Source organism: Saxibacter everestensis (assembly GCF_025787225.1).
Lineage (GTDB): Bacteria > Actinomycetota > Actinomycetes > Actinomycetales > Brevibacteriaceae > Saxibacter > Saxibacter everestensis.
On the sequence record NZ_CP090958.1, the window covers coordinates 1,719,928 to 1,733,433 of the forward strand.

Sequence of the window (13,506 nt, forward strand, 5' to 3'; positions counted from 1 at the left end):
CACGGTGCGCCCCGGGTACTGCTTTAAACTTCGACGCCGCGGCGATCTACAGATCGCGTCCGACGATGCCGACCAGATCGACCAGGCGGTTGGAGAATCCCCACTCATTGTCGTACCAGGCGACGACCTTGACCTGGTTGCCGTTCACCTTGGTCAGTCCCGAATCGAAGATCGAGGAATGCGGATCCGTTGTGATGTCGGTAGAGACCAGCGGGTCCTCGCTGTAGGCCAGCACGCCACTGAGTGCTCCGTCGGCTGCAGCCTCACGGTATGCGGCATTGACTTCCTCGGCCGTGACGTCCCTGGAGACAGTTGCGGTGAGGTCGGTCACCGAGCCGGTCGGCACCGGAACGCGGAGGGCGTACCCATCGAGCTTGCCCTTGAGTTCCGGCAGGACCAGGCCGATGGCCTTCGCCGCGCCGGTGGAGGTCGGCACAATGTTGAGGGCCGCCGCGCGTGCGCGCCGCGGATCCTTATGCGGGCCGTCCTGCAGGTTCTGGTCTGCGGTGTACGCATGCACTGTCGTCATCAGACCGCGTTCGATGCCGAAGCTGTCATTGAGCACCTTTGCCAGCGGCGCCAGGCAGTTGGTCGTGCAGGAGGCGTTGGAGATGATGGTGTGCTTGGTGGAATCATATTCACCGTCGTTAACACCGACCACAATCGTGATGTCGTCATCGGTAGCCGGTGCCGAAATGATGACCTTCTTGGCTCCGCCTTCGATGTGCTTCCTGGCATCGGCTGCCTTGGTGAAGAATCCGGTGGACTCGATCACCACGTCTACGCCGAGGTCTCCCCAGGGAAGATTTGCCGGGTCACGCTCGGCGAGAACCTTGATCAGCTGGCCATCGACCTCGATGCCCTTGTCGGTTACCTTGACGTCCTGGTTGAGCCGACCGGTGATCGAATCGAACTTGAGCAGTTGCGCCAGCGCGGTCGAATCGGTGAGATCGTTGACGGCGACAATCTCGATGTCCGCGTCAAGTGCCAGCGCGGCACGGAAAAAATTACGGCCGATGCGGCCAAACCCGTTAATGCCTACACGCGTTGTCACGGGTGTACCTCCTTCTTGGCGCCCTGAGCCGACGCCAGCAGTAGTGATCGTTCGGGTTGAACAATCTGCTGTGCCGTGTGCCGGAGTGCACTCCCTGCACACGGCAGTACCCATTACTGGGCAGTTACCCATTACTGGGCAAAACCTCTGCACCTTACGCAACGGACCGAAGTGCCCGGTCCGATCGTCGCCTTCCCTACTCTAGTGCGTTCGCGGCCCGGCAGCAGTAGCCGGGTATTAGCTGCGTCACATTCAGCCGTTTCGTGCGCCGACTGTTTCGTGCATCGCCAACGGCGTCCGGTTCGTGCGCCAGCCGTTTTGTGCACCAGCGTCCGGTTCGTGCGCCAGCCGTTTTGTGCACCAGCGTCCGGTTCGTGCGCCAGCCGTTTTGTGCACCAGCGTCCGGTTCGTGCGCCAGCCGTTTTGTGCACCAGCGTCCGGTTCGTGCGCCAGCCGTTTTGTGCACCAGCGTCCGGTTCGTGCGCCAGCCGTTTTGTGCACCGGCCGTACCAGTGGCCAGGAACGACAAGAGGCGGAGACTTCGCACTGCTGTGCGACTTCTCCGCCTCTTCACGGTGTGGAAGGAATCGGAAACCCGTTTAAGCTCCGATCACGGTGATTGGTGCTTAAGGAACAATTAGTCCCTGGGTCTGGCTGCGGGCAGCGGCGAGGCGCTCGGCGACATCGGCCCAGTTGACCACATTCCAGAACGCCTTGACGTAGTCAGCCTTCACGTTCTTGTACTGAAGGTAGAACGCATGCTCCCACATATCCAGGAGTAGCACGGGGACCTGTCCGAGTGGCACGTTGCCCTGCTGATCGAACAGCTGAACGATGTTCAGGCGCTGACCTAGGATGTCCCAGACCAACATTGACCAGCCGGAGCCCTGGATACCGGTCGCATTTGCCTCGAACTGACCACGGAATCCATCGAACGAACCGAAAAACTCATCGATTGCCGCTGCGAGCTCACCGGTTGGCTCGCCGCCGCCCTCGGGGCTCAGGTTCTTCCAGAAAACGCTGTGGTTGACGTGGCCGCCGAGGTTGAACGCCAGGTTCTTTTCGAGCTGGTTGATCGTGCCGAACGAGTTGTTGGCGCGCGCCTCTTCAAGCTGCTCTAGAGCTGTGTTCGCGCCGGCGACATACGTGGCGTGGTGCTTCGAATGGTGCAGCTCCATGATCGCGCCGGAGATGTGTGGTTCCAGAGCGCCGTAGTCGTACGAGAGCTCAGGCAGGGTGTATACACTCACGAATCCTCCTAAAAGTTCCGTCGTGGCGGGGAGCACCACCGACGGTATGCAGATGCAGTTCTTACCTTACGCGTCGCCATTCAGGCCGAACAGGCAGCCCCAAAAGGCCCCCCGGCAGCGAAACAACGACTCATCCAACCCTAGAACCTCAACATCGGTTCAGGTCAATGTCAGGGCGACGACGGCATGCGATCATCGGCACGAAAGGCCGCCGGCCGAACAAGGCGTTCAGTCCGCCTCAAGCATCTCCGGCGTCAGATTTGCTTCCGTGCCCGGTATCCCCTGGTCGGCCGCCTTCTTGTCGGCCATTGCGAGAAGACGGCGGATCCGGCCCGCGACGGCGTCCTTGGTCATCTGCGGATCGGCGAGCTGACCCAATTCCTCAAGGCTCGCCTGCTTGTGTTCCAGCCGCAGCGTGCCCGCATAGCGCAAATGTTCCGGCACGTCGTGATCGAGGATTTCCAGGGCACGCTCGACCCTGGCGCCCGCGGCAACGGCGGCCCGCGCGGAGCGCCGCAGGTTGGCGTCGTCGAAATTCGCCAGCCGGTTCGCTGTGGCGCGAACCTCGCGCCGCATCCTGCGTTCCTCCCACGCCATCACCGCGTCATGAGCACCCATCCGGGTCAGCAGGGCGGCAATGGCATCGCCATCGCGGATCACCACGCGATCGACGCCGCGGACTTCGCGGGCCTTCGCGGGGATATCAAGACGACGTGCGGCTCCGACCAGGGCAAGAGCCGCCTCAGGGCCGGGACAGGTCACCTCGAGCGCAGACGAGCGTCCCGGTTCGGTCAACGACCCGTGCGCCAGGAAGGCGCCGCGCCACACAGCTTCGGCATCCGCGGTCGAACCGTTAACCACCTGGGAGGGCAACCCGCGAACCGGACGTCCTCTGTTGTCCAGCAGCCCGGTCTGCCGGGCCAGCGCCTCGCCTTCCCGTACCACCCGGACGACGTAGCGCTTGCCGCGCCGCAGCCCCGAAGCATTCATCACCAGTACGTCACTCGCGTGACCGAAGAGATCCTTGATCTCACTCCGGATCCTGCGAGCAGCCGAGCCGGTATCGAGTTCGGCCTCGACCACGATCCGGCCGGAAATAATGTGCAGCCCGCCAGCGAAGCGAAGAGTTGCGGAAACCTCGGCTTTTCGAGCGGATGCTCTGGTGACTTCGAATCGCGATAATTCGTCCTTCACCTGTGCTGTCAAAGCCATCTAGGAAATCCTGCCGTCAGTCCGTTGTCTGCTGTGGGTAGCTGCCTGCTGCGTTATGCGCAGACCATGATTATGCCGCGATAGTGACGTCAGCGCCATCGAGGCCGGTCACCACGCATCGTCGCTCAGCACGCCGGCGGTAATGAAAACATCACGGTAAGCCGCGGCCAGCCTCAGGCTGTCATGCTGTGCCCGTCCTCGTTTGGCCAGTGGCCTGCGGACCAGTTCAGCATCGAAAATGTCAGCTGATGCCTGGCCGAGGTCGTCCTCAAGGGCCGCCGCCTTCTGATCGACCAGTATGTAGTCGAAACGCAGTTTCGGCGCGTGGTGCGACAACGCTTCAAGGTGTCCCCGGACCGTCATGCCGGACGTCTCACCATCTGCCGAAATCAGATTCATGGTGAGACATTTCACTGCCGACGATCCAACGATTGCCTCGGAAAGTTCGGGTACCAGCAGGTGCGGCATCACCGAGGTGTACCAGGAGCCGGGACCGAGGTTCAGTACATCGGCCGCGTGCACCGACTCGAGCGTCTCCGCCCTGGCCGGCGGATCGGCCGGATCCAGCCTGAGCTGGGTGACCACGCCTTCGGTGAGGGCGAGCTTCGACTGACCGCGCACCAGCGTCAACCGGTCCGGATGCAGTCCGGCGACGTCAGCCTCGATTGCCAGCGGCACCGACGACATCGGTAGCACCCGGCCCTGGGCATCGAGCAGCCGTGCCATCCAGTCGAGGCCGTCGACGTGGTCCTGCAGCAGCTGCCAGAGGGCAGAAATCAGCAGGTTTCCAACCGAGTGGCCGTTCAGCGGCCCATCGCTCGTGAACCGGTGCTGGATGACGTCGCGCCAGGTGCGCCCCCACTCGCTGTCATCACAGAGCGCGGCAAGCGCCATTCTCAAATCTCCCGGGGGCAGGCCGCCCAGTTCCTGTCGTAGCCGGCCGGAGGAGCCTCCGTCGTCGGCGACGGTGACCACAGCGGTGAGCTTCTCCGTTATCAGGCGCAGGGCCGACAGCGCGGCGTAGAGACCGTGCCCACCTCCGAAGGCAACAACTTTCGGTCCTGCAGCCTCATCGTGCTTCGGCGACAGGGACCGGCGGGGCACGGGATAGCCCGAACGGGTGCTGCCCGTCATCATTCACGCCCCAGATCACGGTGCACTATCGAGGCGTTAAGAGATTTGAGCTTGTCGAGCCGGCGTCCGAGTTCGACCGCGATTGCGACCGAGCGATGCTTTCCGCCGGTGCAGCCAATCGCAATCGTGGCGTACCGGCGATTCTCCCGAAGGTAGCCTTCGATAACCGGTTCGAGTGCCGCCTCGTAGCGGCTGATGAAGGTGTCCGCGCCGTTCTGGCCGAGCACGAAGTCACTGACCGGCTGGTCCGTTCCCCGCAGATCCCGCAGATGGGGCAGCCAGTAGGGATTGGGCAGGAACCGCACATCGGCGACATGGTCGGCATCGACCGGGATCCCGTACTTGAACCCGAAGCTCATCACCGTCAGCCGCAGCGACGGACTGTCGGAATCACCGAAAGCGTCGGTCACCGCGCGGGCGAGTTCATGAACGTTCAGCCCGGTCGTGTCGATCAGTAGGTCTGCGCTGGCCCGGATTTCGGCCACCAGGTCGCGCTCATTGGTGATGCCGTCGAGAATTCTTCCCTCGCCCTGCAGGGGATGCGGTCGACGGACGGACTCGAACCGGCGTACGAGCGCCTCGTCCGATGAATCGAGAAAGAGCACCCGCAGGGTCACGCCCTGATCGCGGAGCTCCCTTAGCGAAGGAGCGAGGTCGGAGTAGAGCGAGCGGCCGCGCACGTCGACGACGACGGCGAGCTTTGGCAGCGCACCGTCGGCCCGGCCGACCAGCTCGGCGAGCGGCTTGAGCATCTGCGGCGGAAGGTTATCGACGACATACCAGCCGAGGTCTTCGAGAACGTTGGCCGCGGTTGTCCGGCCCGCCCCGGACATTCCGGTGACGATGAGTACTTCGGGCCCGTTACCGGGAGGACGGGATGAACCCGACGTGCTCCCAGCGCTGAGCGTGCCACCAAGGGACGTCATTCTGGTTCCTCCCCGCATTGAAGACCCGACAACCGAGATCTACTACCTCAACTGTAGCCAGTCGTACCCACTGTCCGCGCCTCGCCCGGGCCGCGCTACCCAGCCTGGGCTGTGTTGCTGGCCCGGGCTGTGTTGGTGACCTGGGGCTTGTTGCTCGGGCCAGCCGTCTCGGCAGGGTTAGCTGTGTCGTTCGGGTCAATGGCGTCGTTGGCCTCAACCGTGTCGGCCGGGCTGGCCGCATCAGCCGTGTCGTCCGGCTCAGCGGTGCTGTTCGGGTCAACATGACCGTTGGCCTCAGCGGTGTCAGCCGAGTTAGCCGTGTCGTCCGGCTCAGCGGTGCTGTTCGGGCCAGCCGTCTCGGCAGGGTTAGCTGTGTCGTTCGGGTCAATGGCGTCGTTGGCCTCAGCCGTGTCTGAACGAAGCGCTACAGAGATCGCTTCCGCAAGCTTCGGGCCGATGCCCTCGACTGCTGTAATTGCTTCGGGTGTTGCCGCACGAATCTTCTTCACGGACCCGAAGTGTTTCAGCAGTGCCTTCTGCCGGGACGCGCCGAGCCCCGGCACATCATCCAATGAACTACGGGTCATGGCTGTGCTGCGCCGTTTGCGGTGGAAACTGATTGCGAAGCGATGCGCCTCGTCGCGGAGGCGCTGGAGCAGGTAGAGCCCCTCACTGCCTCGCGGCAGGATTAGCGGGAACTCGTCATCGGGAACCCAGACCTCCTCAAGCCGCTTGGCCAGCCCGCAAATTGCGACGTCGGTTATGCCGAGATCGCTGAGTGCCCGCACCGCCGCCGCCACCTGTGGCGGCCCACCATCGACCACTAGCAGGTTGGGCGGATAAGCGAAGCGCTTTGCCATGCCCCGTTCGGCCGGTGAATCGATTTCCTCGACCGCCGCCGCAGCAATAGCGACCCGGCTGATCCCACTGGCCGAGTCGTCGGCGGCTGAGCCGGCATCGGAGGAATCGGCAGTCGACTGCTCGCTCGCGAGTTCTGCTGCCCGGGTCTCAGCGTCGGCCTCCGCCGCCATGACATTCTGTTCGTTCTCCAGGTAGCGGCTGAAGCGTCGGGAAAGCACGTCGTACATGCTCGCCGTGTCGTCCCTGGCCGCCTCGTTACGGACAATAAAGCGGCGGTACTCGGACTTCCGCGCCATCCCGTCCTCGAAAACAACCATCGAGGCGACCACATTGCTGCCCTGGGTGTGCGAAACGTCGAAGCACTCGATCCGCAACGGTGCGTCATCGAGGCCGAGAGCCTCCTGAATCTCCTGCAGCGCCTGGCTGCGGTTCGTCAGGTCTCCGGCGCGGCGGGTCTTGTGCAACACCAGTGCGTGCTTGGCGTTCTGCTCGACGGTTTCCATCAGGTTTCGCTTGTCGCCGCGCTGCGGGATCCTGATATCAACCTTGGCGCCCCGGCGCTGGCTCAGCCAGGCCACCACTTCGTTCGCGTCCGGCGGCAGGTGCGGAACCAGTACCTCCCGGGGAATCGATTCCGCCTCCGCCTCGCCGTATACCTGCTGCAGCAAGTGTTCGACCAACTCCGCCGGACTGGCATCCTCGACTCGCTCCACGACCCAGCCGCGCTGACCCCGGATCCTGCCTTGCCGGACGTGGAAGACCTGCACAGCGGCTTCGAGCTCATCGTCGGCGACGGCGAAGATATCGGCGTCGGTTGAATCGTTGAGTACGACAGCGCTCTTGTTCAGGACCTTCTTCAGGGCGTCGAGATCATCCCGGAGCCGGGCTGCGCCCTCGAAATCAAGCTCCGCGGCGGCTTCCTTCATCCGGCGTTCCAGCTGCCCGATGAATTTGCCCGTTTGCCCGCCCATGAAGGCACTGAAATCGTCGGCCAGCGTGCGGTGATCCTCCGGGCTGATCCTTCCCACGCACGGAGCCGCGCACTTGTCGATGTAGCCCAGCAGGCACGGACGGTTCGCACGCTGCGCGCGCTTGAATACGCCCGGTGAACAGGTTCGGATCGGGAATACTCGCAGCAACAGGTCCAGTGTCTCCCGAATCGCCCAAACATGCGTGTACGGCCCGAAGTATTTGACCCCCTTCTTCTTTGCGCCACGCATTACCTGGGCGCGGGGGAACTCGTCGCCGAGTGTGACAGCGAGGTACGGATAGGATTTGTCGTCGCGGAACTTTACGTTGAACCGCGGCTCGAACTCCTTGATCCAGGTGTATTCCAGTTGCAGCGCTTCGACCTCGCTGGATACCACGGTCCATTCGACTGAGGCGGCCGTGGTGACCATGGACTGGGTTCGGGGATGCATTCCGGCCAGGTTGGCGAAATAGGAGGTCAGCCGGGAGCGAAGGTTCTTCGCCTTGCCCACGTAAATGACGCGACGATGCGAATCCCTGAATCTGTACACCCCCGGCAGATTCGGGATCTCCCCGGTCTTGGGACGATAGGTCTGCGGGTCAGCCACTTGCGCTCGATCCTGTCTTGTCTTGCAGGCTAGTCTCGTCGTGCAGGCTAGTCTCGTCGTGCAGACTGGCCTCGCCGTGCAGGCTGGCCGCGTCGTGCAGACTGGCTTCGTCGTGCCGGCTGGCCTCGTCATGCAGGCGGGTTTCGTCGTGCAGCTGAGGGAACCGCGCAGCCAGGATTGCCGCAAGTTCGTCCGCATCGCCGGCAATGGCCACGGCGCCTGCGGATTCAAGTTCGCCCGCCGCCGCGAAACCCCAGCCGACACCCACGCAATCCAGACCGTGCTCGGCCGCGCCAGACACATCGTGCCGGCGATCGCCGATCATCACGGCGTCCCGGGCATCCGACAGCGAGTACTGGCCAAGCACCGCAGCAATCACATCCGCCTTCGTCCGCGGCGCTCCATCGACGACATCACCTTCCACCAGGTCGAAGATATCGAGACCGCCATGCATCTGCAGAATCTGCACGGCGAACTGCCGGAGCTTCGAGGTAGCTACCGCAACGATTGCGCCGCGGGACCGCAGCTCCCGGGCAAGGTCAAGCACCCCTGGATACAGGCTCGTCGCCGCCGGTCCGTGCTCCGAGAAGTACGCCCGGTAATACTCCGCGCCTCGGGCTGCGAGTTCCGGAGTCATCCCGGGCAGACTCAGCAGATTCTGCAACAGCGGCGGCCCGACGAAGCTACACAGCACGGCTGCGTCAGGTTCTGGCCGGCCGAGTTCGCGCAGCGCATGGAGCATCCCCGCAGCAATCCCCTGGCCCGGGTCGGCGATAGTGCCATCCAGGTCGAAGAGAATCAGCGGACGTTCGGCACTGATCGTCGTCTGCAGCGCACGCAGCGTCACGCCAGGACCTCCGCGAGGAACTTGCCGGTGTAGCTGCCCGCAACTTTGGCAACCTCCTCCGGGGTCCCCTCGGCGATAATCCTTCCACCTCCACGTCCGCCCTCGGGACCGAGATCGATAACGTGGTCTGCATTCGCAATCACGTCGAGGTTGTGCTCGATCACCAGCACGGTATTCCCCTTGTCGACGAGTCCCTGCAACACAATCAGCAGCTTTCTGATGTCCTCGAAGTGCAATCCGGTTGTCGGCTCGTCAAGAACGTACACAGAGCGACCGTTTGATCGTTTCTGCAGCTCGCTCGCCAGCTTCACCCGCTGAGCTTCTCCGCCGGAAAGCGTTGTTGCCGGCTGGCCAAGCCGCACATAACCGAGACCGACGGAAACCAGCGTCTTCAGGTGCCGGGCGATCGGCGGCACGGCAGCGAAGAACTCCGAGGCCTCCTCGATCGGCATGTTGAGCACATCGGCAATGGTCTTCCCCTTGAAATGGACTTCAAGGGTCTCCCGGTTGTACCTCGCGCCATGGCACACCTCGCAGGGTACATAGACGTCGGGAAGGAAGTTCATCTCAATCTTCAGAGTTCCGTCGCCCTTACACGCCTCACAACGGCCGCCTTTGACATTGAACGAGAACCGTCCAGGCAAGTAGCCGCGCACCTTAGCCTCGGTTGTCTCAGCGAACAACTTGCGCATGTGGTCGAAGACACCGGTATAGGTCGCCGGATTGGATCGCGGTGTGCGGCCAATCGGGCTTTGGTCGACGTGGACCACCTTGTCCAGATGCTCCAGGCCTTTTACCGCCTTATGCCGGCCCGGCACCCGGGAAGCGCCATTGAGCTGGTTGGCCAGCGTTGTGTAGAGGATGTCATTGACCAGGGTTGACTTCCCCGAACCAGAAACTCCGGTAATCGCCGTCAGCACGCCGAGCGGAAATTCCGCCGTGACGTTCTGCAGGTTGTTCTCATGGGCCCCGGTCACCACCAGTCGGCGGTTGGCATCCTTGGCCCGTCGTTTCTCCGGAACCGGAATGCTGCGCCGCTTGGATAGATATGCCCCGGTCAGTGACCGTTCCGCCTCGAGCAGTCCTGGAACCGGGCCCGAGTACACGACTTCTCCGCCGTGCTCACCAGCGCCCGGCCCGATGTCTACGATCCAGTCGGCGATGTTGATCGTGTCCTCGTCGTGTTCGACCACGATCAGCGTGTTGCCAAGGTCGCGCAGCCGGGTCAACGTGTCGATCAGCCGGTGATTGTCGCGCTGATGCAGTCCGATTGACGGCTCATCCAGCACGTACAACACGCCAACAAGTCCGGATCCGATCTGGGTGGCCAACCGGATCCGCTGCGCCTCCCCGCCGGAGAGCGAGCCGGAGGGCCGATTCAGGGAGAGATACTCCAGCCCGACATCCAGGAGGAAGCCGAGGCGCGCATGGATTTCCTTCATAACCTGGGCGGCGATCTTCGTATCACGCTCGGAAAATGCTATGTCGGCGAGGAAACGCGCCGACTCGTCCAGCGGCATGGCACACACATCCGCGATCGACTTTCCGCCGACCAGAACGGCCAGCGACTCAGGTCGCAGCCGGGTGCCGTTGCAGACCGGGCACGGGATCTGCCGCATGTAGCCTTCATACCGCTCCCGGGCATAATCCGACTCGGTCTCGGAGTGCTTCCGGTGGATGTACGGTGACACACCTTCGAAACCGGTTGTGTATGAGCGTTCCCGGCCGAACCTATTCCGGTACTGGACGTGAACCTTATAGTCCTTGCCGACCAGGATGGCGTTCCGCTGACGTTTCGTGAGGTCCTTCCACGGCGTTGTCATCTCGAAGCCGAGTTCCTCGGCAAGACCAGTCAGCAACCGGTTGAAGTACTCGGCCGTGCCCGGACCGATCGACCAGGGCACGATCGCGCCCTCGATAATGCTGAGCTCGTCATTTGGCACGATGAGCGTCTCATCAACTTCCAGCCGAGTACCGATACCGACGCACTCCGGACAGGCTCCGAACGGGGAGTTGAAGGAAAACGTGCGCGGCTCGATCTCGTCCAACGCCAACGGGTGCTCGTTCGGGCAGGCCATGTGTTCCGAGAACTGGCGCTCCCGGTGTGGCGACTCCGCTTCAATGTCAACGAAGTCGGCTACCAGTTGCCCGCCGGCCAGGCCAAGAGCGGTCTCCACCGAGTCGGTGAGTCGCTGCCGGGCGGACTTCTTCACAGCGAGCCGATCAACCACAACACTGATGGTGTGCTTGATCTGCTTCTCCAGTTTCGGCGGGCTCGACAATTGCACGAGCTCACCGTCGACGATCGCCCGGGCGTAACCCTTGGACTGCAACTCGGCGAAGACATCGACGAATTCGCCCTTGCGCGCCCGCACTATCGGGGCCAGCAGCTGGAACCGGGTCCCATCCTCCATCGCCAGCAGCTGATCGACGATTTGCTGCGGCGTCTGCCGGGTGATCGGCTCACCGCAGACCGGACAGTGCGGTTTACCGGCACGGGCCCAGAGCAGGCGGAGATAGTCGTATACCTCGGTGATCGTGCCGACGGTTGACCGTGGGTTGCGGCTGGTCGATTTCTGGTCGATGGATACAGCGGGAGACAGTCCTTCGATGAAATCGACGTCCGGCTTGTCCATCTGGCCGAGGAACTGCCGCGCGTAGGCCGACAGCGACTCGACGTAGCGGCGCTGGCCTTCGGCAAAGATCGTGTCGAATGCCAGCGAGGATTTTCCGGAGCCGGAGAGCCCGGTGAAGACGACGAGTGCATCTCGCGGGATGTCGATGTTGATATTCCGCAGGTTGTGTTCCCGGGCGCCACGGACCGAAAGCGTGTCGGTCAGCGATCCGGCCTGCGAAGGAACCGGCAGCGTTGACTCAGCTGCTGAGCCAGCTAATGATTGGGCCGATTCCACGAATGCTGCGGGTCCTCCGGCAGGGCCCGCGGCAGCTATTGTGCGCTTCTTAGTAGTCACGGTTCCACTCTATGACGCGGCACTGACAGTCACCGAAAGATGAGTCCGTGCTTACACTCTAGTCATGACTGAAACAACGAGTAGTGCCGCGACCGGCGACGGCGATTACACCGGACATGTTGAGCCGATGGGCCCGTCCGCACGACGTGATCTCGGCAATGTTTGCATTGTTAAGGTCAGCGTCTCGGAGCAGGACAACAACTGCTACTTCGTGATCGACCGGATCAGCAGCTCAGCAGTCATTATCGACGCTGCGGATAATGCCGACCGGATTCTCGAGGCGTTGTCCGCGCAGGGCGTGGAAGCCAGGAAAGTCGAGCTTCTCGTCACCACCCACCAGCACTGGGACCACCACAGGGCGCTGCCCGAACTTGTCGAGGCGACGGCAGGACGCACAATGGCCGGCGCAGAGGACGCGGATGCCCTCCCGGTCGGCGTCAACCAGACCCTGCTGCACGGCGATGAGCTGGCTTTCGGCCAGAGCAGCTTCGAGGTGATTGCGTTACGGGGGCACACTCCGGGATCGGTTGCGCTGCTGTATCGCGATCCAGACGGGACCGCCCACCTGTTCACCGGCGACAGCCTCTTCCCGGGCGGCCCGGGCAAGACCAACTCGGAACAGGAATTCAATCAGCTGATGGACGATCTGGACGAGCGGGTCTTCGCTGGCCTGCCGGACGACACCTGGATCTATCCCGGCCACGGCGACGACACAACACTGGGCGCCGAGCGGCCACAGTTGCAGGCTTGGCGGGAACGCGGCTGGTAACGCCGGCGGTCCGCCCTAATGGCAATACCTGCGGCTTGCCCGCCCCCTTGGTAATGCCCGCTGGCTTGCCCGCAGGCATGCCTGCCACCGCGATAAGCAGTCTCAGCAGCCACAAAGGAATCGACTATGCCTTCGTACCGGGTGTCGCTAGAGATCGGCATAGTTAAGGCCGGCGTCGACCCGGCGACGCTGCTGCCACGAGCTGTAAACAACCTGCAGCAGACGACGCTTGTCGAAAGCAATAGCGTCGAGATCGTCGCCGGTGTGCCGATGATCCGGCTACGCTTTCTCGCGCTGCACGACCGTCAGGCCGTCACGCTGGCGGACTCGATGCGCGAACACGTTTCCACTCTCGCCAGCACCGGACGGATGGACGTTCTTGCCCGCAGAGGTAATCGCTGGCAGCCCGCCCGACGCTAGCTCATCGATCCGCGCCAGCTCATCGATCCGCAGGAAACGGCCCTAGCCTAGGGGCCCGGGCACGTCGTTTCCGAGCCGCGCGCGCAGCCGGTCAATCTCACGACGCTGCTTCTTGGTCGGGCGGCCCGATCCCCGGTCCCGAAGCACCGGCAGCGGCACTTCGGTGCGCGGCGGGGGCGGTGGGCTGTTATCGATCAGGCACTCCGCGGCTGCGCTCGCCGCGACGCGTTTGGTCACCAGGCGGGTGACGACCACGATCCGCTCCACACCGGACTTCCGTACCCGTACCTCATCACCGACCCGCACAGCCTGCGCGGCCTTGGCCCGTTCACCGTTAATCCGGACGTGGCCGGCACGACACGCTGCCGTTGCGGCCGACCTCGTCTTGTATAACCGCACGCCCCAGATCCAGCTGTCGACACGAGCCTTACCGCCGGGATCCATGCCATAACTCTAGGCACGCACAACGGCGCCGCGAAACAGA

Annotated in this window: 11 protein-coding genes; 2 read left to right on the forward strand and 9 right to left on the reverse strand. The window is 63.1% G+C overall.

Translation table 11 applies throughout. The features are described from left to right. Window positions 1-46: 46 nt before the first annotated feature. The 8 genes from gap to uvrA all read right to left on the reverse strand — a co-directional run bounded on the left by gap (window position 47) and on the right by uvrA (window position 11,728). Complete coding sequence (gap, locus tag LWF01_RS08290) at window positions 47-1,054, reverse strand: type I glyceraldehyde-3-phosphate dehydrogenase (protein ID WP_349640558.1); 1,008 nt, start codon at window positions 1,052-1,054, stop codon at window positions 47-49. A gap of 626 nt (window positions 1,055-1,680) precedes the next feature. Beyond that, window positions 1,681-2,304: a superoxide dismutase gene (locus tag LWF01_RS08295; protein WP_349640559.1), complete on the reverse strand. Its 624-nt coding sequence runs from the start codon at window positions 2,302-2,304 to the stop codon at window positions 1,681-1,683. 228 nt (window positions 2,305-2,532) lie between these two features. Next, entirely contained in the window at window positions 2,533-3,516 is a 984-nt protein-coding gene (whiA, locus tag LWF01_RS08300; RefSeq protein ID WP_349640560.1) for a DNA-binding protein WhiA, read from the reverse strand. Window positions 3,517-3,624: 108 nt separating this feature from the next. Beyond that, window positions 3,625-4,650, reverse strand: a complete 1,026-nt coding sequence (locus LWF01_RS08305; protein WP_349640561.1) for a gluconeogenesis factor YvcK family protein — start codon at window positions 4,648-4,650, stop codon at window positions 3,625-3,627. After that, the gene (rapZ, locus tag LWF01_RS08310; RefSeq protein ID WP_432762009.1) at window positions 4,650-5,576 is read right to left on the reverse strand and encodes an RNase adapter RapZ; all 927 of its coding nucleotides are present in this window, start codon (window positions 5,574-5,576) and stop codon (window positions 4,650-4,652) included. The genes LWF01_RS08305 and rapZ overlap by 1 nt, the downstream gene beginning before the upstream one ends. 95 nt (window positions 5,577-5,671) lie before the next feature. Further along, window positions 5,672-8,014: an excinuclease ABC subunit UvrC gene (gene uvrC, locus LWF01_RS08315; protein WP_349640562.1), complete on the reverse strand. Its 2,343-nt coding sequence runs from the start codon at window positions 8,012-8,014 to the stop codon at window positions 5,672-5,674. Further along, on the reverse strand, window positions 8,007-8,861 hold the full coding sequence (locus tag LWF01_RS08320; RefSeq protein WP_349640563.1) for an HAD hydrolase-like protein: 855 nt from the start codon (window positions 8,859-8,861) through the stop codon (window positions 8,007-8,009). The genes uvrC and LWF01_RS08320 overlap by 8 nt, the downstream gene beginning before the upstream one ends. Then, the gene (gene uvrA, locus LWF01_RS08325; protein WP_349640861.1) at window positions 8,858-11,728 is read right to left on the reverse strand and encodes an excinuclease ABC subunit UvrA; all 2,871 of its coding nucleotides are present in this window, start codon (window positions 11,726-11,728) and stop codon (window positions 8,858-8,860) included. The genes LWF01_RS08320 and uvrA overlap by 4 nt, the downstream gene beginning before the upstream one ends. 169 nt (window positions 11,729-11,897) lie before the next feature. Here uvrA and LWF01_RS08330 point away from each other — a divergent pair, with 169 nt between their 5' ends. Continuing rightward, entirely contained in the window at window positions 11,898-12,602 is a 705-nt protein-coding gene (locus LWF01_RS08330) for an MBL fold metallo-hydrolase (protein ID WP_349640564.1), read from the forward strand. 126 nt (window positions 12,603-12,728) lie between these two features. Continuing rightward, window positions 12,729-13,022, forward strand: coding sequence for a hypothetical protein (locus tag LWF01_RS08335; protein WP_349640565.1), 294 nt, complete (start codon window positions 12,729-12,731; stop codon window positions 13,020-13,022). A 42-nt stretch (window positions 13,023-13,064) separates the two neighbouring features. Here LWF01_RS08335 and LWF01_RS08340 read toward each other — a convergent pair whose 3' ends face one another. Then, window positions 13,065-13,466: an RNA-binding S4 domain-containing protein gene (locus tag LWF01_RS08340; RefSeq protein ID WP_349640566.1), complete on the reverse strand. Its 402-nt coding sequence runs from the start codon at window positions 13,464-13,466 to the stop codon at window positions 13,065-13,067. Window positions 13,467-13,506 lie beyond the last annotated feature (40 nt).